Below are 22,023 nucleotides of genomic sequence, written 5' to 3'. Positions count from 1 at the left end.
CCATGGAGCAATTTCGCAATATCGGCATTATCGGTCGCCTGGGCAGTACCCAGGTGTTGGACACCGTCCGCCGACTGAAGAAGTTTCTGCTCGAGCGCCACCTGCATGTGATCCTCGAAGACACCATCGCTGAAATCCTCCCAGGCCACGGCCTGCAAACCTCGTCGCGCAAGATGCTCGGCGAAGTCTGCGACATGGTCATTGTGGTCGGCGGCGATGGCAGCCTGCTCGGCGCCGCTCGTGCGCTGGCGCGGCATAACGTGCCGGTGCTGGGGATCAACCGCGGCAGCCTGGGGTTTCTGACCGATATCCGCCCCGATGAGTTGGAAGTCGAAGTGGCCAAGGTGCTCGACGGCCATTACCTGGTGGAGAACCGCTTCCTGCTGCAAGCCGAAGTGCGCCGCCACGGCGAGGCCATTGGCCAGGGCGATGCCCTCAACGATGTAGTGCTGCATCCGGGCAAGTCCACGCGGATGATCGAGTTCGAGTTGTACATCGACGGTCAGTTCGTGTGCAGCCAGAAGGCCGACGGCCTGATCGTCGCCACCCCCACCGGCTCGACCGCCTACGCGCTGTCGGCAGGCGGTCCGATCATGCATCCCAAGCTCGATGCCATTGTGATCGTGCCGATGTACCCCCATATGTTGTCCAGCAGACCGATTGTGGTCGATGGCAACAGTGAGTTGAAAATCGTGGTGTCCAAAGACATGCAGATTTACCCGCAAGTCTCCTGCGACGGGCAAAATCATTTCACCTGCGCCCCCGGTGACACCATCACCGTGAGCAAGAAGGCACAGAAGTTGCGCTTGATCCACCCGCTGGATCACAACTACTACGAAGTGTGCCGTACCAAGCTGGGCTGGGGCAGCCGCTTGGGGGGTGGAGGCGACTGATGCTCGATCCCGCGCGTAGTTATGACCTGATTGGTGACGTGCACGGTTGCGCTCATACCCTTGAGCACTTGCTCGACCAATTGGGTTACCACAAGCAGGGTGGCACCTGGCGCCATCCGTCACGCATGGCGGTGTTCCTCGGCGATATCATCGACCGTGGCCCGCGCATCCGCGAGGCGCTGCATATCGTCCACGATATGACCGAGGCCGGGCAGGCGCTTTGCATCATGGGCAACCATGAGTTCAACGCGCTGGGCTGGACCACGCCGGCTCCACCTGGCAGCGGCAAGCAGTTCGTGCGCGAGCACAACCCACGGCATGCGCGTTTGATCCAAGAGACCCTGACCCAATTCGAACACCACCCGGCCGACTGGCACGACTTCCTCGGCTGGTTCTACGACATGCCGCTGTTTGTCGATGCCGGGCGTTTCCGCGTGGTGCACGCGTGCTGGGACGAGGGCTTTATCCAGCCGCTGCGCGCGACCTTCCCGGATGGCTGTATCGACCAGCACTTCCTGCAGGCCGCCGCCGTGCCGGGCAGTTTTGCCTGCAACGCCTTCGACCGGCTGCTGCGCGGCACCGATATGCGCTTGCCCGACGGCTTGACCCTGACCGGTGGCGATGGCCTGACGCGCTCGTTCTTTCGCACCAAGTTCTGGGAAGACGACCCCAAGACCTACGGCGACATCGTGTTCCAGCCCGATGCACTGCCTGAGCCGGTGGCGCGCACGCCGTTGTCTTCCAAGCAAAAGAATTCGTTGCTGCGCTACGGCGTCGATGAACCGCTGTTGTTCGTCGGCCACTACTGGCGCAGCGGCAAACCGGCGCCGATCCGCCCGAACCTGGCCTGCCTGGACTACAGCGCGGTGTTGTACGGCAAGCTGGTAGCGTATCGACTGGACCAGGAAACCCAGCTGGATCCACGTAAATTCGTATGGGTCGACGTTGAGCGACCAGAGGCCATTCCATGAGTACCGTAGCTGTATTGCGCTTGCCCCTGAGCGTCGACCTGGGTGGTTTCGTCAAGTTGCTGCAACGCATGCAAGTGCCCCATCGCGTCAGTGAAGAGGCGGGCGAGCAAGTGTTGTGGGTGCCCGAAACCATCAGCGATGACGTGCGCGTGTTGTATCAGCGCTTCCCCGCCGGCGACCCGGACCAGCAGTTGGATATTCCCGAACAGGCACCGGTTGCTCGGCCAGGCTTTGTCCAGCAAGTACGCCATAGCCCGGTCACCGCGCTGGTGCTGCTGGCCAGCCTTATCGTCGGTGCAGTGACTCTGCTCGGCGAAAACCTGCAAGCCATGGCCTGGCTGACCTTCCTGCCGTTCCGGGTGCTGGGCGAGTACATCCAGTTCACGCCGCTTGCCGACACGCTGGCTTCGGGGCAGTGGTGGCGCCTGGTCACGCCGATGCTGATTCACTTCGGCATCCTGCACCTGGCCATGAACGGCATGTGGTACTGGGAGCTGGGCCGGCGCATTGAAGCACGCCAGGGCAGTATCAACCTGCTGGGCCTGACCCTGTTGTTCAGCCTGGTCTCCAACTACGCTCAATATGCCTATGGCGGCCCCGGCCTGTTTGGCGGTTTGTCCGGCGTGCTGTATGGCCTGCTCGGGCATTGCTGGATCTTTCAATTATTGTCACCCAACCCCGCCTATCGCCTGCCCCGTGGAGTGCTGGTGATGATGCTGGTGTGGCTGCTGCTTTGCCTGTCGGGGCTGGTCTCGATGATCGGCTTCGGCGAAATCGCCAACGCGGCCCATGTGGGCGGCTTGGTCATCGGTTGCCTGACGGGTTTGCTCGGTGGTTTGTACAACCGTCGCAAAGCGTCTATTTGATAAGGAAGAGCCTTATGTCCTCTTTTGCTGCAATGATCGAAAACATCACTCCGGACATCTACGAGAGCCTCAAGCTCGCCGTGGAAATCGGCAAATGGTCTGACGGCCGCAAGCTCACCGCCGAGCAGCGCGAGCTGTCCTTGCAGGCAGTGATCGCCTGGGAAATCCAGAACCTGCCCGAAGAGCAGCGCACCGGCTACATGGGGCCACAGGAATGCGCCTCCAAGTCGGCGCCGGTGCCGAACATCCTGTTCAAGTCGGATGCGATCCATTGATTGAAATTGGTCGCGGTGCAGTCAGCAAAATGTCGGCGCAACTCGGTGAGCCGACCGTTCAATACGCCTTTCGCCTGGGCGATGTCGAGGTGCCGGTCAACCCTCTGATCGGCACCCATGTGCGCCTCGAATACCTGGGTGCCATTCATTGCAGCCACTGCGGGCGCAAGACCAAGACCAGCTTCAGCCAGGGCTATTGCTACCCGTGCATGACCAAGCTGGCCCAGTGCGACCTGTGCATCATGAGCCCCGAGCGCTGCCATTACGACGCCGGCACCTGCCGTGATCCCGGCTGGGGCGAAACGTTCTGCATGACCGACCACGTGGTGTACCTGGCCAATTCGTCGGGGATCAAGGTCGGCATCACCCGCGCCACCCAATTGCCCACCCGCTGGCTCGACCAGGGCGCCAGCCAGGCGCTGCCGATCATGCGTGTCGCCACGCGCCAGCAGTCCGGCTTCGTCGAAGACCTGTTCCGCAGCCAGGTGGCCGACAAGACCAACTGGCGCGCCTTGCTTAAGGGCGACGCGGCAGCAGTGGACCTCAAGCAGGTGCGCGATGAGCTGTTTGCTTCCTGTGCCGAAGGCTTGCTGGGTTTGCAGGAACGCTTTGGCCTGCAAGCCATCCAAACCATTGCCGACATCGAGCCGATTGAAATCCGCTACCCGGTCGAGCAGTATCCGACCAAGATCGTCAGCTTCAACCTGGACAAGAACCCGATTGCCGAAGGCACGCTGCTGGGGATCAAGGGCCAATACCTGATCTTCGACACCGGCGTTATCAATATTCGTAAATACACGGCCTACCAGCTCGCCGTGCATCAGTAGAAGGATCCCAAGCATGCGCACCGAACAACCGAAGATGATCTACCTTAAGGACTATCAGGCGCCGGACTACCTGATTGACGAGACGCACCTGACCTTCGAGTTGTTCGAGGACCACAGCCTGGTCCACGCGCAATTGGTGATGCGCCGCAACCCCGAGCGCGGTGCCGGCCTGCCGCCGCTGGTGCTCGATGGCCAGCAACTGGAGCTATTGAGTGTGAACCTGGCTGACCAGGAACTGACGGACGCTGACTACCAGCTGACCGACAGCCACCTGACCGTGCAGCCCAAGAGTGCAACCTTCACCCTCGACACCACCGTCAAGGTCCACCCGGAAACCAACACTGCCCTCGAAGGGCTGTACAAATCCGGCAGCATGTTCTGCACCCAGTGCGAAGCCGAAGGCTTCCGCAAGATCACTTACTACCTCGACCGTCCGGACGTGATGAGCGTCTTCACTACCACAGTGATCGCCGAACAGCACAGCTACCCGGTGTTGCTGTCCAACGGCAACCCGATTGCCAGCGGCCCCGGCGAAGACGGCCGGCATTGGGCGACCTGGGAAGACCCGTTCAAGAAGCCGGCCTACCTGTTCGCGCTGGTGGCCGGTGATTTGTGGTGCGTGGAAGACAGCTTCACCACCATGACCAACCGTGAAGTGGCGCTGCGCATCTACGTCGAACCGGAAAACATCGACAAGTGCCAGCACGCCATGACCAGCCTGAAAAAATCCATGCGTTGGGACGAAGAAACCTACGGCCGCGAGTACGACCTCGACATCTTCATGATCGTGGCGGTCAACGACTTCAACATGGGTGCCATGGAGAACAAGGGCCTCAATATCTTCAACTCCAGCGCCGTGCTGGCTCGCGCCGAAACCGCCACCGACGCCGCCCACCAGCGGGTCGAGGCCATCGTCGCCCACGAGTACTTCCATAACTGGTCGGGCAATCGCGTGACCTGCCGCGACTGGTTCCAGCTGTCGCTCAAGGAAGGCTTCACCGTGTTCCGTGACTCGGGCTTCTCCGCCGACATGAACTCGGCCACGGTCAAGCGCATCCAGGATGTGGCCTACCTGCGTACCCACCAGTTCGCCGAAGACGCCGGGCCCATGGCCCACGCGGTGCGCCCGGACAGCTTTATCGAGATCTCCAACTTCTACACCCTGACCGTGTACGAAAAGGGCTCGGAAGTAGTCGGCATGCTCCATACCTTGCTTGGCGCCGACGGTTTCCGCAAAGGCAGCGACCTTTACTTCGAGCGCCATGACGGCCAGGCCGTGACCTGCGATGACTTCATCAAGGCCATGGAAGACGCCAATGGCGCCGACCTCAGCCAGTTCAAACGCTGGTACAGCCAGGCCGGTACGCCACGTCTGGCGGTCAGCGAGTCGTATGACGCTGCGGCCAGGACCTACAGCCTGACTTTCCGCCAGAGCTGCCCGGCCACCCCGGACAAGGTCGAGAAACTGCCGTTCGTGATTCCGGTGGCGCTCGGCTTGCTGGACGGGCAGGGCGCGGGTATTGCCTTGCGACTGGCCGGTGAGGCGACGGCTGGCGGCACTTCCCGGGTGATCTCGGTGACTGAAGCCGAGCAGACGTTCACCTTCGTCGACATAGCCGAAAAACCCTTGCCTTCGCTGCTGCGTGGCTTCTCGGCGCCGGTGAAACTGAGCTTCCCTTACGACCGTGACCAGCTGATGTTCCTGATGCAGCACGACAGTGACGGCTTCAACCGTTGGGATGCCGGCCAGCAACTGTCGGTGCAGGTGCTGCAGGAACTGATCGGCCGGCATCAGGCGGGTCAGCCGCTGAAGCTGGATCAGCGCCTGATCGACGCGCTGCGCACTGTCTTGAGCGATGAAAGCCTGGACCAGGCCATGGTCGCGGAAATGCTCTCGCTGCCGAGCGAAGCCTACCTGGCAGAAATCAGCGACGTGGCGGATGTGGATGCCATTCACGCCGCCCGTGAGTATGCCCGCAAGCAATTGGCCGACAACCTGTTCGAAGGATTGTGGCTGCGTTACCAGGCCAACCGCGACCTGTCCAAGCAGACGCCGTACGTGGCGGAGGCCGAGCACTTTGCCCGTCGCGCCCTGCAAAACATCGCGTTGTCGTACCTGATGCTCAGCGGCAAGCCGCAAGTACTCGCGGCCACCCTGGATCAGTTCGATACTGCCGACAACATGACCGAGCGCCTGACCGCCCTGGCGGTACTGGTGAACTCGCCGTTCGAGGCGGAAAAAGCCCAGGCCCTGGCGGTGTTTGCCGAGAACTTCAAGGACAACCCGTTGGTGATGGACCAGTGGTTCAGCGTCCAGGCCGGCAGCACCTTGCCGGGCGGGCTGGCACGGGTCAAGGCACTGATGGAGCACCCGGCATTCACCATCAAGAACCCGAACAAGGTGCGTGCGCTGATCGGTGCATTTGCCGGGCAGAACCTGGTCAACTTCCATGCCGCGGACGGCTCGGGTTATCGCTTCCTGGCGGACCTGGTGATACAGCTCAATACCCTGAACCCTCAGATCGCCTCGCGCCAACTGGCGCCGCTGACGCGCTGGCGCAAATACGACAACGCACGGCAGGCGCTGATGAAAGCGGAACTGGAGCGCATTCTTGCCTCCGGCGAGCTGTCCAGTGATGTGTTCGAGGTGGTCAGCAAGAGCCTGGCGTAAGTTGGGGGCAGGGTGACTGCAGGCGGCTATTGAGCGGGGGCTTCCATCCAAATGTGGGGCTTGGTCTTGCAGCCGACCGCTATCTAACCAGCGCCCTGATCCAATGTGGGAGGGGGCTTGCCCCCGATGGCGGCCTGACAGCCGACCAGCATGTTGGATTAGGCCGAGTGCATATCCATTGCTGCGGTAACGGCCACTTAAGGTTCCGCTTTTACAGCGGGTCACTTTGGAAAAGAGCCCCAAAGTAACCAAATGTATGGTCAGCCCACCTTTTGCTATCCAGTCACGATGAACGGTAAATCAGGCTTGCGCTAATGTATCCGGGCTCCTTGTGAGCGCGTGTACACGCTCGGCCCTGCAGGAACCCGCTCCAACGCGGCATAGCCGGCGGGAAAGATAACGCCAAACTCCAGTAAGAATCCGTGCACCTGGTTGATCACTCCAGTGCGTCGACTCACCAGTGATTTACGCAGTTTATGCACGGTCGACAGCACCTGCTGGTCAACTGATTTCACCTGTACAGATCGCGTTCTGGGACGTGATGCGGCTTCGCAAATAGCCTCGGCATCAATGAAGTCGTTCTTGTTGCCGGTGACGTAAGCTTTCACATGCTGCGGCGCAATCAGTTGGACCTGATGACCGAGCTTGGTGATTTCTCTGGCAAGAAACTGTGATCCGCCACAGGATTCCATGGCAACTTTGCAGGGGGGCATTTGTGCAAGTAATGGCAGCAACTGTCGGCGATTGAGCTTCTTGCGCAGCACTTGATGGCCTTGTGCGTCTTGGCCGTGCAAGTGGAAGCTGTTCTTGCCAATGTCGATGCCTAGAAGCGTTACGCTGTTCATGAGAAAGCCTCCTCAGGAAAAGTGAGAACCTCAGTAGTGTGGACCTGAGGTTCTCGCCGGGCTGACCATCTCATTAGGGCTCTTGCCCCACCACTCGGCACCTCGCTTAGGCTCGGTGTGCCCGTAATCCGACAGGGATTTGGGGGGGGGGGCGCCGCCACGCGCCATCCATGGCGCGGGGCGGCTAAACCGGCATTCCTGCCGGTTTGCCCCCCCCAAATCCCTGTCGAATTCCGGCCAGCGTGGTTTAACCGGGCGCCTAAGATCAAAAGCAGATCAAGAGCGGCTCGCTGCGCATCGTGGTTACCGTCGGCTGCTACGAAGTTGTGTAGATATCTATGCTCAGCGGGGGCAAGCCCTTTCCCACATTCATGGCATTTCTGACGGAGTTAGAGGTTTTGAAAGCGGTCGGCTCGAAGGTCGCTATCGAGCCCGTACTACTGACATTTGCTGACAGGAGCCTCTGCTAAGCTGCTGCACCTCTAGCCCCAGTTCTGGTGACATCAACGTGTCGCGCACCACTCGTCTATTAACGTTGCTCCAGGCCCTGCGGGGCAGAAAACGCCCGGTCACCGCCGCCATTCTCGCGGCGCAACTGGAAGTCTCGGAACGCACGCTGTACCGCGATATCGCTGAATTGACCGCCCTGGGCGCGCCGATTTTTGGCGAGGCTGGGGTCGGTTATGTATTGCGCAGCGGCCTGTTTCTGCCGCCCCTGATGCTCAACGCCGAAGAAACCGAAGCGGTCGTGCTGGGCTTGCGTTATGTAGACCAGCGCGGCGATGACGTATTGAGTCGCGCCGCCGCCAACGCCCTGGCGAAGATCGCCGATGTGTTGGACCCTGCGGCTCAAGAGGCGTTGCGTAACCCGACGCTGCTCCCTGGACCTCCCGGCTTCGGTTACCCGGAAAACCGCGTCCCGCTCAACGTGTTCCGCGATGCTATTGGCCATCAGGCCAAGCTGCATATCAACTACGCCGACGCCAGCCAGACCCAGAGCCAACGCCTGATCTGGCCGCTGGCCCTGGGCTTTCTCAATGAAGCGCGGGTGATCGTGGCGTGGTGCGAGTTGCGCGGTGCCTATCGCACCTTTCGCACCGATCGCGTGGCCAGCGCCGATGCCCAGGGTGAGCGTTACCCCGGAAGGCGCAGCGACCTGTTGCGAGGCTGGCGCAAGCTGATGGAGCAGCAAGAGTCCGCGCCGTTTACTCCTGACAAAAACTGACACATCCGTGGCTTAGCATGGCATCACAAATCATTCAGGCAAGGAGTTGTGCCATGTCTTTTCCCGAGTTGGCCCCGGCCATCGTGGCTTATATTGCAGCAACCAATACCGGCGACATTACCGCGATCGACCAGTGTTTCGCCGACGACGCCAATGTATTCGATGAAGGCGAACATCAGGTGGGCACGGCCGCCATTGCACGCTGGATGGAAGACACCGGCCGCCGCTACCAGCCACGGGTCGAGGTGCTCAGCGTGCAGCAACGCACCGGCAAAGTGCTGGTCAGCAATATTGTCTCCGGTAATTTCCCCGGCAGTCCGCTGGAGCTGCGCTACACCTTTCGGCTGAACGAACAGGGCAAGATTTCACGGCTGGATATCTGCGCGTAAGTCATACTGGCGGGCATGACTTTCGACTCGCCACTCGCCGCCTACCAACATGCCATCGCCCAGCAAGGTTTCGTTCCCGACGACGCCCAGCGCCGGGCGGTGCAAGCCCTGCAGACCTGCCATGGGGCTCTGCACCAAGGCCGCTCGCCGGTGACCGGGGTTTACCTATGGGGGCCGGTAGGCCGCGGCAAGACCTGGCTGATGGACCATTTCTACCAAAGCCTGCGTATTCCCGCACGACGCCAGCATTTTCATCACTTCATGGGGTGGGTGCACCAACGTTTGTTCCAGCTCACGGGCACCCAGGATCCGTTGCGGGCGTTGGCTCGGGAGTTGAGTCGGGAGGTGCGGGTGCTGTGCTTCGATGAGCTGTTTGTGAATGACATTGGTGACGCGATCATCCTCGGTCGCCTGTTCCAGGTGATGTTCGAGCAGGGCGTGGTGATGGTGTGCACCTCTAACCAGCCGCCCGATCAGCTATACGCCGATGGCTTCAATCGCGAGCGTTTCCTGCCGGGCATCGTTGCACTCCAGCGGCACATGCAGGTGGTGGCAGTGGATGGCGGCGAGGACCATCGCTTGCATCCCGGTGCTGGCATGCAGCGATACTGGGTGAACCAACCGGCTGCGCTGGCTGCGGTGTTCAAGCAATTAAGCCTGGGGCAGCGTGTGATCAGCGGGGCAGTGAGTGTAGGTCACCGTTCTATCGTGGCGGTACAGGCCAGTGACAGGGTGCTCTGGTGTCGTTATGCCGAGCTGTGCGAGCAACCCCTGGCTGCCATGGACTTCATGCTGCTGTGTGATCGCTACCAAGCCATCCTGTTGGGTGACGTCCCCAACCTCAGCGCACAAAGGCGTGCGGGGCGGATTGCTCGTGGCACCGAGGACGGTGTCGAACGTGTGGTGGCGGGGGATCGCGAATTGCCGCAGCTGTCGGTACACGATGACAGCGTGCGACGCTTTATCGCGTTGGTGGACGAATGCTACGACCGCAAGGTGCCGCTCTTTATCGACGCCGGGGTGCCGTTGGATAGTCTTTACACCGAAGGCTACCTGGAGTTTCCTTTCCGTCGCACCCTGAGCCGTTTGCAGGCGATGCAGTTGCAACGCTTCGCCGTCTAGGAAAAATCGCCGTTTCAGGGATGTTTGCAGGTTTTGACGCGTTCAACCTTCGCGATTTCTGTCGGGCATTTGTAGTTAATCTCCTTCATCTGTTGCCGACTCCGCGCTTACAATCGCAGCTCTCAAAGGGAAACGAATCCCTGGTTGTCGTTATCGAGGAAGGAAATGGACACCCCAGACATCCTGGTGCTGCAAGCCAGCTACACCAACGCCGTGCATGCCGATGCCATTGGCCTGTTGCTCAATCATTATGCTGAAGATTCGATGGGCGGCGGCCACACCTTGCCGGCCGATCTGTTGCAGCAGCTGCCTGCCGAGTTGGCCAAGCGCCCACACGCGTTCAGCGTCCTGGCGTTTATCGGTGGCGAACCGGCGGGGTTGGTCAATTGTTTTGAAGGTTTCTCAACCTTTGCCTGCCGCCCGCTGGTCAACGTCCACGACGTGGTGGTGATGGATAGGTTTCGTGGCTTGGGGTTGAGTCAGAAAATGCTGCAGAAGGTCGAGGAAATCGCTCGGCAGCGCGGCTGCTGCAAGATCACCCTGGAAGTGCTCGAAGGTAATGAACTGGCACAGTCGGCGTACCGAAAGTTTGGTTTCGATGATTCAGTTTTTGATCCGAATCATGGGCGCATGTTGTTCTGGAGCAAGTCGCTTTAATAAATACCTTGCAAAAAAAAGGCGCCATTAAATGGCGCCCAATACACTTTGCCAACGGAGCAGTATGGCGCAGGGTGTTGCAGATTAAATAAACATTAAATCAACTGTTCGGTTGTTCCTCGTTGACGGTGTCGACCTTCAAGGTCTTGCCGTCGGCGGAAGCCATTCGCTGTTCAGCTGCGCCATGAGTTTGTTGCTGAATGAAGCTGAAGTTCTGGTAGAACTCCTTCGAACGCTCTGAACCGCCTTCTGCGAAGGCGGCGGCGGAAGTCAGTGTCATCAGGCTGGCAAGCATCAAGGTCGAGAGTTTCATCGCGGTATTCCCATTAAGAGTGATAGGTGTCTGGCCGTTCCTTGATCAGAATCATGGAGCGACTATGGCCGTATCTTATTAAGTGGGAGTTAACGCAAAGTGCCTGCGAAGTTAACAGTTTTGTTAACTTCGCAGGCACTGAACAGGACAGGGTTCAAAGACGCCTGGGGATGAAGGACGTCAGGCCTGGACGAGAATGATTGTATCGTTCTGTCGCCGAGCCAGGTTTACTTCAACACCACTTCACTGCCATCGGCCTTCTTCGGCTTGATCAGGCTGAAGTCGATCAACGCCTTTTGCTTGGTTTCGTAAGGGTTGCCGATCAACAATGGACGCGGTTTGAAGCTGTCGCTGACCAGGCTCTTGCTATGGTCCAGCTCGTCAAAACTCAAGCCGGCCATGTCGGCCCAGGTGTGAATCAGCTGCGAGCTGCTGTAAGGCCGCTGCAGGTCGCCGGCGAAGCTCCAGTCGTGGCTTTCGCGCCATTTGGGCGAGGCGTAGGCCATGAACGGAATGGTGTACATCGGTGCGGTCGGCTTGCCTTCGTTGCGGCCCAAGGTGTCGTGGCCGGCAGAATCGAACACGTCTTCGCCGTGGTCCGAGAGGTACAGCAGGAAACCATTGGGGTCGGTCTTGGCGTAGTCCTTGATCAGGCTGGAGACCACGAAGTCGTTGTACAGCACGGCGTTGTCGTAGCTGTTGTACGTCGGCAACTGTGCATCGCTGACACCTGCGGGCACGCCCTGGCGGTCGGTGAACTTGTCAAAGGTCTGCGGGTAGCGGTACTGGTAGCTCATGTGGGTGCCCAACAGGTGCACCACGATGAACTTGCGCTCGGCGGTATCGGCAAGGGCCTTGGAGAACGGCGCCAGCACATCGCCGTCGTACTGACGGGCGTTCTGGTTGCGGTTGTTATTCAAGTACACCTGCTCGTCAGCCTGTTCGGAAAAGGTCGTGAGCATGGTGTTGCGTTTGGTCATGGTCTGCTGGTTGGTGATCCAGAAAGTCTTGTAGCCGGCCTGCTTCATTACGCTGACAATCGACGGCGTCTTGAGGTACAGGTCCGGGTTTTCTTCGTCGGCAAAGGTCAGCACCTGTTGCAGCGCTTCAATAGTGTAGGGGCGCGGGGTGATGACGTTATCGAACACGGCCAGTTGGTCGCGCAGCTTGTCCAGTTCCGGCGTGGTATTGCGCGGGTAACCGTAAAGGCTCATGCGTTGGCGGTTGGTGGACTCGCCGATCACCAGCACCAGGGTGGACGGCTGGCCGGCCATGCTGTCCTTGAGGTTCTTCAATGGCGGGATCTGGCTGGCACTGGTCAGCATGCCTTGCATATTGTCCAGCTGCTCGGTGTAGCGACGGTAGGCGACGATCATCTGCCAAGGCACGGCCGGTTCGATACGGGTTTCGAAACGGTCGATGGCCAATTCCATGGTTTCGCTGGTAGCGATCTGCTTGACCAGCGGGTAGCCCACAACCGCCAGGACGATGGCCACCGCTGCCACGATCGACTGGCCGCGCGGCAGGTAAACAGGGCGCAGGCGTGTCCAGAGGAAAACGGCAAAGGCGGTGTGGGCAATAAATGCCAGCACGATCCACCAGGCAAAATATTGGGTCGCGTATTCGCCGGCTTCAGAGATGTTCGATTCGAACATGATGAAGATGACGCTTTGGGAGAATTCCTGCTGGTAAATGAAGAAATAACCCAGGCTCGCCATGGAGCAGGCCCACAGCACCACGCCGATCAGAGCGGCAAGCAGGCGCGTACGACGCGGGAACAACAACATCGGCGCCAGCCATAGCGCACTCATGAAGAAGGCTTGGCGGAAACCACTGAAGCCGGAGGTGCCGGTCAGTTGGATTAGCAGTTGGGTAATACCCGAGAAATACCAGAAAAACAGAAACAACCAGCCAAGGCCGGCCCAATCAAAGCCTTTCGCAGTCGTCGTGCTGCGTTTGAACATCGCCATCCAGCGCCCCATCAGAGAATGATTGTCGCGCACAGGCGCGCGACATCGGGCCGCCCAGGAAGTGAGCGGCATCGCGGAACGGGAGTATCGGGAGTGGAATGTGAAAACTTTGTGAGTTTTCTGTAGGTATTACCTTACAGCGCGCTCAGGCACCTACTCAGCAGAGTAAGGGCTTGGCATCAGACGCTTGCTCCAGCTGGGCTTGAAGGTGCAGGCGCAGGCGCAGGACTTCCTGCTGCAACTGATCACGCTCGTCTTTCAACTGACGCAATTCATCGCGACGGATGCTGACGTAGAGGGTCTGTGGCGGGCGGGTCATCTGTGCTGTGCTCATTGCTTACCTCGCAAATAGCCGGTAGATCGCGGTGCCGGAACAGGTTTCCGGCAACAGTCGGGAGCAAGTTTGAATTCTTTTGCGAGACAAGGGAACTTTTTTATTTTTTACGGTCGTGTGACTTTTTCGAGGGTGATGGTGAAACGATGGCAATTTTTTTGCCATGAAACTACACGGATCCGCTCTGGACTAACCCTCAATAGCCTCATTGCGCTATAAACTATGTCACACATTTTTTAGCAGTTAGGAGCATCAGCACATGCAACTGGGGATTATCGGACTAGGCCGCATGGGCGGTAACATTGCGCGGCGCCTGATGCTCAATGGGCATACCACCGTTGTATACGACCGTAACGAAGCCTTTGTCAAAGGCTTGAGCGAGGAGGGCGCTACCGGTGTCGCCGACTTGAAAGCCCTGGTGGCCGGCCTGCAAAAGCCCCGTGCTGTGTGGGTAATGTTGCCGGCGGGCGCGCCCACTGAAGACACCATCAACGCGCTTAGCGAGTTGCTCGAAAACGGTGATGTGATCATCGACGGCGGCAACACCAACTACAAGGACGACGTGCGTCGCGGCAAGGCCCTGGCGGAAAAGGGCCTGCACTATGTCGATGTCGGCACCTCGGGCGGCGTCTGGGGCCTGGAGCGCGGCTACTGCATGATGATCGGTGGCGACGTCGAGACCGTGCAGCGCCTGGACCCGATCTTCAAGAGCCTGGCGCCGGGCATGGGCAACATCCCGCGCACCAAGGACCGTTCGCCGTCTGCCGACCCGCGTGCCGAGCACGGTTATATCCATGCCGGCCCAGCGGGCTCCGGTCACTTCGTCAAGATGATCCATAACGGCATCGAGTACGGAATGATGCAGGCGTTTGCCGAAGGTTTTGACATCCTCAAGACCAAGAACTCGGAAAACCTGCCGGAAGACCAGCGTTTCGACCTCAACGTTGCCGATATCGCCGAAGTCTGGCGCCGTGGCAGCGTGGTGTCGTCCTGGTTGCTGGACCTGACCGCCGACGCCCTGGCCACCGATCCGAAGCTCGATGGCTACTCAGGTTCCGTGGCCGATAGCGGTGAAGGTCGCTGGACCATCGAAGCGGCCATGGAGCAAGCGGTGCCGGTACCGGTGCTGTCGACGTCGTTGTTTGCGCGTTTCCGTTCCCGCCAGCAGAGCACCTACGGTGACAAAATGCTGTCTGCCATGCGCTTCGGCTTTGGTGGCCATGTGGAGACTTCAAAAAAATGACCGCCAACGGCAAGAAACCCAAGGCCGAACCCGCACCCCCCACCACCCTGTTTCTGTTTGGCGCCCATGGCGACCTGGTCAAGCGCCTGCTCATGCCGGCGCTGTATAACCTGAGCCGTGACGGGCTGCTGGGCGATGGCCTGCGCATTGTCGGCGTTGATCACAACGCCATCAGCGATGCCGACTTCGCCAAGAAGCTTGAGGACTTCATTCGCACCGAGGCCGCCAGCAAGGTGCGCGGCAATGCCGAAAATGCCCTCGACCCGGCAATGTGGGCAAAATTGGCCAAGGGCATCAGCTACGTCGAGGGCGACTTTCTCGACGACAGCACCTACGCGGATATCGCGCAGAAGATCGCCGACAGCGGCACCGCCAACGCGGTGTTCTACCTGGCTACCGCTCCGCGCTTCTTCAGTGAAGTGGTGCAGCGCCTGGGCAGCGCCGGCTTGCTGAACGAAACGGATGAGGGCTTTCGCCGCGTGGTCATCGAAAAGCCGTTCGGCTCCGACCTGGCCACCGCCGAGGCGCTGAATGCGTGCCTGCTCAAGGTAATGAGCGAGAAGCAGATCTACCGCATCGACCATTACCTGGGCAAGGAAACGGTGCAGAACATCTTGATCAGCCGTTTCTCCAACGTGCTGTTCGAAGCGTTCTGGAACAACCACTACATCGACCACGTGCAAATCACCGCCGCCGAAACGGTCGGTGTGGAAACCCGGGGCAATTTCTTCGAGAAAACCGGCACCCTGCGCGACATGGTGCCTAACCACCTGTTCCAGTTGCTGGCGATGGTCGCCATGGAACCGCCGGCCGCCTTTGGCGCCGATGCGGTGCGTGGCGAGAAGGCCAAGGTGGTCGGTGCGATCCGCCCCTGGTCTTTGGAGGATGCCCGAGCCAACTCGGTTCGCGGCCAGTACACCGCCGGCGAAATCGCCGGCAAGGCGCTGCCAGGCTATCGCGAGGAAGCCAACGTTGCGCCTGACAGCAGCACCGAGACCTTCGTCGCCCTCAAGGTGATGATCGACAACTGGCGCTGGGTTGGCGTGCCGTTCTACCTGCGAACCGGCAAGCGCATGAGCATTCGTGATACCGAGATCGTCATCTGCTTCAAGCACGCGCCCTATGCGCAGTTCCGCGACACCGAAGTCGATGAGCTCAAGCCCACCTACCTGAAGATCCAGATCCAGCCGAACGAAGGCATGTGGTTCGACCTGCTGGCCAAGAAGCCTGGGCCGACCCTGGAGATGGCCAATATCGAGCTGGGTTTTGACTACAAGGACTTCTTCGAGATGCAACCGTCGACAGGCTACGAAACCCTGATCTACGACTGCATGACTGGCGACCAGACCTTGTTCCAGCGTGCCGACAATATCGAGAACGGTTGGCGCGCTGTGCAGCCGTTCCTCGATGCCTGGAAGGAAGATGACGGTATCCAGGCGTACAAGGCCGGTGAAGACGGCCCTGCGGCGGCCGATGTGTTGCTGGCCCGTGACGGCCGCGCCTGGCATAGCCTCGGATGAGTGACGCGGCGATCCAACCCATTCGATTTGTTCTCAGCGATGTGGACGGGACCTTATTGCATCCCGACCACAGCCTCAGTCAGCGTACTGCCGACGCGATTCGTGCGATGCGTGAAAACGGGGTGCTTTTCAGCCTGGCCAGCGGGCGGCCGCCCAAGGCCATGCTGCATCTGATGGAGACCTTTGGCATCGACGTGCCGGTCGCCGGCTTCAACGGCGGCACGTTGGTCAACCCGGATGGCAGCATCCTGGTTGCTCATCATCTGCCGGCAGAGGCGGCGCTGGTCACCCTGGCGCTGTTTTCGGCCGAGCCGGACGTGGAGGTCTGGGTGTTTGCCGACGGCGACTGGCTGCGCCGTGACCCGTCAGGGCCGATGGTACAGCGCGAAGCCGATGGCTTGGGCTATGGACCAGTGGTGGTGGAAAGTTTTGAGCCCTACCTGGATCGCGTCGACAAGATTGTCGCCGCCAGTAACAACACTCAGTTGCTGGTGGAGCTGGAGGCGCAATTACAGCCGAAGGTGCAAGGGTTGGCCCAGGTGTCACGTTCGCAACCGGTGTACCTGGACGTGACGGCGATGCTGGCCAACAAGGGCGAAGCCTTGAAGACCCTGGCCGCGCACCTTGGGGTGCCGCTTGAGCAGACCGCAGCCATCGGCGACGGCGGCAACGATCCGGCGATGTTTCATGTGGCCGGCTTATCGATTGCCATGGGCCAGGCCGAAGAAACCGTCAAACGCCAGGCCAATGTGGTGACCGGCAGCAATATCGACGACGGCGCTGCCGAGGCGTTCGAGCGGTTTATTCTCGCGGCACGTTAAACCTGAAGTCTCGCTGCACAACTTCCAGCCTGTGTTTCCCAAAGGTTGGAAGTTGTTGTAGTGAATTACTTCGGCATTGCCCAGTGCTGCAACTGGTAGCCATCTTTATCGAGTTCGGCGCGAGCCTGCAACAACAGGTTTTCCAATTGCGCTGGATCGGTATAAGTCTTCGATGACAGCTGTTTGCTGCCGATACGGGTGTTGGTACGGTCGATGACGCTCAGGCTGAGGGCGCCATTGCCATCGTGCCAGGCCACGCACTGGAAGGGTTGGAAGGCACGGTCTGCAATCAAAAGAGCTTCGTTGATGCGCAGCGGAGCGTTCATTTGGGTCTTCTCTCTGTATGCCCATTCAAGTGAGTACCGGCGGTTGGGCTGACCGTGCGGTGGGTTACTTGTACTGATGCACGATGATGGGGTGCGGGTCACATGCTAGAGCAAGAAATTTTAACTTTCCCTGATTAACATCATCTAAATGCCTGTTTTGAAAGCGGAATGAAAGTTTGCGCCGCCGGCAACTTGCGAGGGCTACATGGCTTTTTGCCCGCACTTATAGCGAAATGGTACAAGCCAGGCGTCAATATCTTGCTAGGGTTACAACCGGTCGCCACAAACCCTTGTTTCTAAATAACTTTAATAATTCTGGCGCCAAGGAATCGTCATGCTTGTGACACCCGTCCAACGCCGCTTGCTGGTGGTCGACCCCTGTGACGACTGCCACGACCTATTACCTGGCTTGCGCACGGCCGGCTGGGAAGTGGACAGTTGTGCCTTGCAGGCGGTAGGTGAGCGCTCCTGCGATGTGGGCCTGTTGCGCTTGCAGCCCAGCCATCTGGAGCGCCCCGAAGCGGTCAAGGAATTGATTGGCCGCAGCGGCACCGAGTGGATTGCTGTCCTCAGCCAGGATGTATTACGCCTGCAGAACGTCGCTGATTTTGTCTGTGAATGGTTCTTCGACTTCCATACGTTGCCGTTCGATGTATCCCGGGTCCAGGTGACTATCGGCCGTGCGTTCGGCATGGCGCGCCTGCGTGGCAAGGGTTACGCGCCTGTAGATGAGCCCCACGAGCTGTTGGGCGACAGCCGCCCCATTCGTGAACTGCGCAAATTGTTGGCCAAGTTGGCCCCCACTGAATCCCCTGTGTTGATCCGCGGCGACAGCGGCACCGGTAAAGAGCTGGTGGCCAAGACCTTGCACCGGCAATCCCAACGGCACGCTAAACCGTTCGTGGCGATCAATTGCGGTGCTATCCCTGAACACCTGATCCAATCCGAACTGTTCGGTCACGAAAAAGGCGCGTTCACCGGCGCTCATCAGCGCAAGGTGGGGCGCATTGAGGCCGCCAACGGTGGCACGCTGTTCCTGGATGAAATCGGTGACCTACCGCTGGAGCTGCAAGCCAACCTTTTGCGTTTCCTGCAGGAAAAACACATCGAGCGCGTCGGCGGCAGTCAGCCGATCCCGGTGGATGTGCGGGTGCTTGCCGCGACCCATGTCAACCTCGAAGCTGCGGTGGAGAAGGGCACCTTTCGCGAAGACCTGTATTACCGCCTGAATGTCCTGCAAGTGGTCACCGCGCCTTTGCGCGAACGCCATGGCGACGTGGCGATGCTGGCCAACCACTTTTCGCGTTTCTATAGCCGGGAAACCGGCCGGCGCCCGCGCAGTTTCAGCGAGGACGCGCTGGTGGCGATGGGGCAACACCCTTGGCCGGGCAATGTGCGGGAACTGGCCAACCGCGTGCGCCGCGGCCTGGTGTTGGCCGAAGGGCGCCAGATCGAAGCCGTTGATCTGGGCTTGCAAGGCCCACAGGCGCTTTCGGCGCCGATGGCGACACTGGAAGACTACAAGCACCGCGCCGAGCGCCAGGCGCTGTGCGATGTGCTCAACCGGCACAGCGACAACCTGAGTGTCGCCGCCCGTGTGCTGGGGATTTCCCGGCCGACGTTCTACCGGTTGCTGCATAAACACCAGATTCGCTGATGGCGGTGTATCAGCTATAGATAAGCTGGCTGACACCCTGCTATCGGGGGCAAGCCCCCTCCCACATTTGGGCAACATTCCTTCAGTTGAACACTACTGCGCCTGACTGCGGCGGCTCGTCACTACCAAACCCATCAGACTGACCCATATCAAAATGTGGGAGGGGGCTTGCTCCCGATAGCAGGCTGTCAGTCACTTACCTGTAGCTGAGCCACCGCTATCGGGGGTGTAGTCAGAAGTAATACGGAAATTTCAGGCTGAACGTAAAGTCCGGTGCATCATCGGTCATGCCGATCGCCAGGTTCGGCACGATGGTCAGGTTATCCGAGGCGGCAATGGTCATGCCCACGTTGAAGTAACCGGCATTGGCATCGCTGGACACCACCGATTGCCAGTCGCCGCCGTCCGGCTTGAGCTTGCTCTTGCGCTGCACCAGGTCGGAGACCGAGAACGACATGCTCATCTTTTCGTTGAGCGCGAAGGCTACGCCGACGCCGAACTGGAAGCTGTCGCCCAGGCGGACTTTACCGCCGACTTTCTGGTTGACGTCGCTGCTGATATCGTCAAACGAATCTTCAAAGTTGTGGGTATACGACAGCGAGCCAAACAACACTGCCGGGTCGAAGGTCTTGACCAGGGAAATGCCCGGGGTAACCGACCAGACCCCGTTGCCTGTTGGCAGGCTTTCCGGCAGATAGAGGTTGTCGTTGGTGGGTTGCCTGACCAGCTTGATGCCGAAAGGCTCTTTACCCGTGGGCGCCTTGACCCGTACAGATACCACGGCATCCGGCAAGGTCGGGGTTTCGTCGAGGAACTTGTAGGCCACGCCAAAGTTGACATCGCCAATGGTCGGGTCGCGGGTTACCGAGCCTTCCGAGGTGGCGGTGGCGTCGTTGCCGGCGCCGGCCGACTGGTAGGTCGAGTCGCGGTACACCACCGGTACGTTCAGGTCGAACTGCCAACGGTTGTCGACGTTGTAGCGCCCGGTGAGGTCCAGGGTCCAGCTGTCGGACTTGATCCGGTCCAGGTTGATGTTGCCGAGGAAGATCGAGTCCAGTGCGAGGAAGCCATTGAGGGTCAATTGGCGCGCATCATAACGGGCATAGGTGATGCCGGTTTCAACGCTGAACTTGCCATTGCCGAAGAAACCACTGGCCTCGTTGTAGAGGTTGCTCACACTTTGCGCGGGGGCCGAATCGTCCTTGAGGGATTGGCCGTAGGAACTGCCTGCCCCCCCCGAGGCGGCTGTGGCTCCAGTCCCCGTGGTCGCAACAGCGTTACCGCCATTCTTGAAGTCGGCAGGTGACTTGGCCAGGCGCCTGGGGGCGGGCGTCGCCGGTTGATCCTCTACCTGACGTACCCGTTGTTCCAGCACAGCCAAGGCTTTTTGCTGCACGTCATAACGTTGCTTGAGTTCCAGGAGTTCCCTCTTCAGGGCTTCGATATCGGCGTCTGGCGCGGCATACAATAGCGATGCGGGCAAGAGCGTACTTAAACAAATCACCGCACGTAGCGATAACGATCGATGCATGAAATAAGCCGTCCTTTACTAATGCGTAAGTGTCGAAGGGTCAGCGTAGTTCAATAACCGAGCGTACGTAGGCCTTTGAGCTGATCCAAATTGCAGTTCAACGCGGCGTTATTCAAGCCGTTGTTGTTCATCACCACATTGATCTGAGTGATATTTTTGACAAGGTTGGTATTGCCGGTCAGCACCGTACCCTGCAGCACGTTGCCGCCACCGATCTGCTGCAGGCTGCTGCCTTGGTTGTGGTTGGCCTGGATCGCCATCTGCACGCCGCCATTGTTGGCCGATACGCTGATGCGGCCCGCTGCGCTGTCACCGCTCACAGTACCTCCGGCCATCAGCACCTGTCCGGATTGGAGGTTATTGGCGGGGGCAACGCCGTTCTCAACATTGATGCCGACGTTGTTGTAGGCGGTGTTGCCATCGCCGGCCGTGCGCACACTTTGGGTCACGCCCTGGCCGCTGCCCAGGCCCGCCCCCCCGACCACGTTGCCGGTGCCGGTGGTTGGAGGCGTGCCGGTACCGGTCGAACCGGTGGTTTGCACATAGAACTGCGGGGTGATAGTGGTCTTGTCGATCTGCATGTTGGCCGTGCCGGTGATGCTGTCACCGACGGCATTGGTCCACGTGCTGCTCATGACGATGCCGAAGCTGATGATGCGCCCCGGCATCACATAGCGGCCACGCAGCTCGGCCATTTCCGCGTCCTTGAGTTCGATGGGCTTGAACCCCGATGACGCATAAGCGGGCATTGAGGCTGCCACGCACAACAGCGTCAGCCAACGGTAAGTGTTCATCTGCGGCTCCTGAGGCTTCCTGCCTCTTATTGCGCTTCTAGAAGAAGTCGCTCTGGATAAAACCGAAATCCATCAGCTCTGCATCGCCCACCGGCCTGAACTCATTCATCTGGCTCTTGGCGGTCAGCGGCATGGGCGGGTCGAGCAAGACATTGGCCTTGTCGTAACCTTCACCCAGTACGGCGAAGACAATGCCATTCCAACCTTTGACGAAGTCGTCGCGGGAATAGCGCTTGTGGCCGAGTACGGGATCGCCGATATATACCCAGTCCTTGTCGGCCCGCTGCATCACCACGAAGTGCTTGTAGCCGCGGATTTCCAGCAGCACCACCACGGGGATTTTCACGGTCAGCAAGGTATCCGGCGCGATCTTGTAGCCGCGGGCACGCATGCCGATGCTTTCGAGGTAGCGCTTCATGTCCAGCATGGAAAAGCCCTGGGTTCGTACCAGGTCCTGGTCGGCAGTGACCAGCATGCCTTTGATGATGTGGGCTTCGTCGACATCCAGCCAATAGGCCTGGCGCAGTATGGTGGCGAGCGCCGCCGCACCGCAGCTGAAATCGGTTTTCTGTTCCACCAGGTTGGCGAAGCGGCGCTCACGGATACTCTCGACCTTCTTGTAGATCACCGCGCCGCCGGGCATGGCGGAGATCGCCATGGTGCCTGCCCAGGTCGTGCCGGTGAGCAACATCAGGAGGGTGAGAATCGCGAGGCGCATGATCGGATCACCTGCTGGACACTGGAATAAGAAGGGGCCTTGTTGCCAAGGCCCC

General features: G+C 59.6%; 21 protein-coding genes and 1 pseudogene. 14 read left to right on the top strand and 8 right to left on the bottom strand.

The window, feature by feature from the left end:
• Positions 1-2 precede the first annotated feature (2 nt).
• Genes BLU48_RS11955 through pepN form a run of 6 tightly spaced genes read left to right on the top strand, consistent with a single transcriptional unit; the run spans position 3 to position 6,503 of the window.
• Positions 3-893, top strand: coding sequence for an NAD(+) kinase (locus BLU48_RS11955; RefSeq protein WP_003217892.1), 891 nt, complete (start codon positions 3-5; stop codon positions 891-893).
• Positions 890-1,864, top strand: a complete 975-nt coding sequence (locus BLU48_RS11950; protein ID WP_162252748.1) for a metallophosphoesterase — start codon at positions 890-892, stop codon at positions 1,862-1,864. The genes BLU48_RS11955 and BLU48_RS11950 overlap by 4 nt, the downstream gene beginning before the upstream one ends.
• Positions 1,861-2,730, top strand: a complete 870-nt coding sequence (locus tag BLU48_RS11945; RefSeq protein WP_057011131.1) for a rhomboid family intramembrane serine protease — start codon at positions 1,861-1,863, stop codon at positions 2,728-2,730. The genes BLU48_RS11950 and BLU48_RS11945 overlap by 4 nt, the downstream gene beginning before the upstream one ends.
• Before the next feature lie 14 nt (positions 2,731-2,744).
• Positions 2,745-3,005, top strand: a complete 261-nt coding sequence (locus tag BLU48_RS11940) for a YeaC family protein (RefSeq protein WP_043051201.1) — start codon at positions 2,745-2,747, stop codon at positions 3,003-3,005.
• Positions 3,002-3,832: a DUF2797 domain-containing protein gene (locus tag BLU48_RS11935; RefSeq protein ID WP_057022508.1), complete on the top strand. Its 831-nt coding sequence runs from the start codon at positions 3,002-3,004 to the stop codon at positions 3,830-3,832. The genes BLU48_RS11940 and BLU48_RS11935 overlap by 4 nt, the downstream gene beginning before the upstream one ends.
• A gap of 13 nt (positions 3,833-3,845) precedes the next feature.
• Positions 3,846-6,503 (top strand): aminopeptidase N, encoded by a 2,658-nt coding sequence (pepN, locus tag BLU48_RS11930; protein WP_057022507.1) that lies wholly within the window; start codon positions 3,846-3,848, stop codon positions 6,501-6,503.
• 359 nt (positions 6,504-6,862) lie between these two features.
• On the opposite strand, the pseudogene BLU48_RS11925 reads toward pepN, so the two are convergent.
• Positions 6,863-7,348, bottom strand: a pseudogene (locus BLU48_RS11925) (IS110 family RNA-guided transposase); the annotation flags it as partial.
• A gap of 508 nt (positions 7,349-7,856) precedes the next feature.
• Here BLU48_RS11925 and BLU48_RS11915 point away from each other — a divergent pair.
• The 4 genes from BLU48_RS11915 (at position 7,857) to BLU48_RS11900 (ending at position 10,741) form a co-directional block, all read left to right on the top strand.
• Entirely contained in the window at positions 7,857-8,573 is a 717-nt protein-coding gene (locus BLU48_RS11915) for a helix-turn-helix transcriptional regulator (RefSeq protein ID WP_057022506.1), read from the top strand.
• A 53-nt stretch (positions 8,574-8,626) separates the two neighbouring features.
• A complete protein-coding gene (locus tag BLU48_RS11910; protein ID WP_057022505.1) occupies positions 8,627-8,962 on the top strand; it encodes a nuclear transport factor 2 family protein in 336 nt (111 codons plus the stop codon).
• A gap of 15 nt (positions 8,963-8,977) precedes the next feature.
• Positions 8,978-10,084, top strand: coding sequence for a cell division protein ZapE (zapE, locus tag BLU48_RS11905; RefSeq protein WP_057022504.1), 1,107 nt, complete (start codon positions 8,978-8,980; stop codon positions 10,082-10,084).
• 165 nt (positions 10,085-10,249) lie between these two features.
• Positions 10,250-10,741 carry a GNAT family N-acetyltransferase gene (locus BLU48_RS11900; protein ID WP_057022503.1) on the top strand — a complete coding sequence of 164 codons (492 nt, stop codon included), beginning with the start codon at positions 10,250-10,252 and terminating at the stop codon, positions 10,739-10,741.
• 100 nt (positions 10,742-10,841) lie between these two features.
• On the opposite strand, the gene BLU48_RS11895 is transcribed toward BLU48_RS11900, so the two are convergent.
• The 3 genes from BLU48_RS11895 to BLU48_RS31705 form a co-directional block, all read right to left on the bottom strand.
• Positions 10,842-11,054, bottom strand: coding sequence for a hypothetical protein (locus tag BLU48_RS11895; RefSeq protein WP_057011126.1), 213 nt, complete (start codon positions 11,052-11,054; stop codon positions 10,842-10,844).
• Positions 11,055-11,281: 227 nt separating this feature from the next.
• Entirely contained in the window at positions 11,282-13,024 is a 1,743-nt protein-coding gene (locus BLU48_RS11890; RefSeq protein WP_057022502.1) for a phosphoethanolamine transferase CptA, read from the bottom strand.
• Between the two features lie 157 nt (positions 13,025-13,181).
• On the bottom strand, positions 13,182-13,343 hold the full coding sequence (locus BLU48_RS31705; RefSeq protein ID WP_231984824.1) for a DUF6026 family protein: 162 nt from the start codon (positions 13,341-13,343) through the stop codon (positions 13,182-13,184).
• A gap of 274 nt (positions 13,344-13,617) precedes the next feature.
• Here BLU48_RS31705 and gnd point away from each other — a divergent pair, with 274 nt between their 5' ends.
• The 3 genes from gnd to BLU48_RS11875 are packed head-to-tail and all read left to right on the top strand — an operon-like array spanning position 13,618 to position 16,942.
• Positions 13,618-14,601, top strand: a complete 984-nt coding sequence (gene gnd, locus BLU48_RS11885; protein ID WP_046072353.1) for a phosphogluconate dehydrogenase (NAD(+)-dependent, decarboxylating) — start codon at positions 13,618-13,620, stop codon at positions 14,599-14,601.
• A complete protein-coding gene (gene zwf, locus BLU48_RS11880) occupies positions 14,598-16,121 on the top strand; it encodes a glucose-6-phosphate dehydrogenase (protein ID WP_057022501.1) in 1,524 nt (507 codons plus the stop codon). The genes gnd and zwf overlap by 4 nt, the downstream gene beginning before the upstream one ends.
• Positions 16,118-16,942, top strand: a complete 825-nt coding sequence (locus BLU48_RS11875; protein ID WP_057022500.1) for a Cof-type HAD-IIB family hydrolase — start codon at positions 16,118-16,120, stop codon at positions 16,940-16,942. The genes zwf and BLU48_RS11875 overlap by 4 nt, the downstream gene beginning before the upstream one ends.
• A gap of 65 nt (positions 16,943-17,007) precedes the next feature.
• Here BLU48_RS11875 and BLU48_RS11870 read toward each other — a convergent pair whose 3' ends face one another.
• Positions 17,008-17,268 (bottom strand): hypothetical protein, encoded by a 261-nt coding sequence (locus BLU48_RS11870; protein WP_043051608.1) that lies wholly within the window; start codon positions 17,266-17,268, stop codon positions 17,008-17,010.
• A gap of 334 nt (positions 17,269-17,602) precedes the next feature.
• On the opposite strand from BLU48_RS11870, the gene BLU48_RS11865 reads away from it, so the two are divergent.
• A complete protein-coding gene (locus tag BLU48_RS11865) occupies positions 17,603-18,925 on the top strand; it encodes a sigma-54 dependent transcriptional regulator (RefSeq protein WP_057022499.1) in 1,323 nt (440 codons plus the stop codon).
• A gap of 232 nt (positions 18,926-19,157) precedes the next feature.
• On the opposite strand, the gene BLU48_RS11860 is transcribed toward BLU48_RS11865, so the two are convergent.
• From BLU48_RS11860 to BLU48_RS11850, 3 genes are read right to left on the bottom strand one after another with little or no spacing between them, the layout of a single operon-like run.
• Complete coding sequence (locus BLU48_RS11860) at positions 19,158-20,456, bottom strand: coiled-coil domain-containing protein (protein ID WP_057022498.1); 1,299 nt, start codon at positions 20,454-20,456, stop codon at positions 19,158-19,160.
• Between the two features lie 50 nt (positions 20,457-20,506).
• Positions 20,507-21,250 (bottom strand): hypothetical protein, encoded by a 744-nt coding sequence (locus tag BLU48_RS11855; RefSeq protein ID WP_057022497.1) that lies wholly within the window; start codon positions 21,248-21,250, stop codon positions 20,507-20,509.
• A 37-nt stretch (positions 21,251-21,287) separates the two neighbouring features.
• Positions 21,288-21,968 (bottom strand): C39 family peptidase, encoded by a 681-nt coding sequence (locus tag BLU48_RS11850; protein WP_057022496.1) that lies wholly within the window; start codon positions 21,966-21,968, stop codon positions 21,288-21,290.
• Between the last annotated feature and the right edge of the window lie 55 nt (positions 21,969-22,023).

Origin of the sequence: Pseudomonas synxantha (genome assembly GCF_900105675.1) — a bacterium.
GTDB lineage: Bacteria > Pseudomonadota > Gammaproteobacteria > Pseudomonadales > Pseudomonadaceae > Aquipseudomonas > Aquipseudomonas synxantha.
The sequence above is the reverse complement of the archived record's forward strand: the minus strand, read 5'-3'. Positions and strand labels throughout refer to the sequence as shown.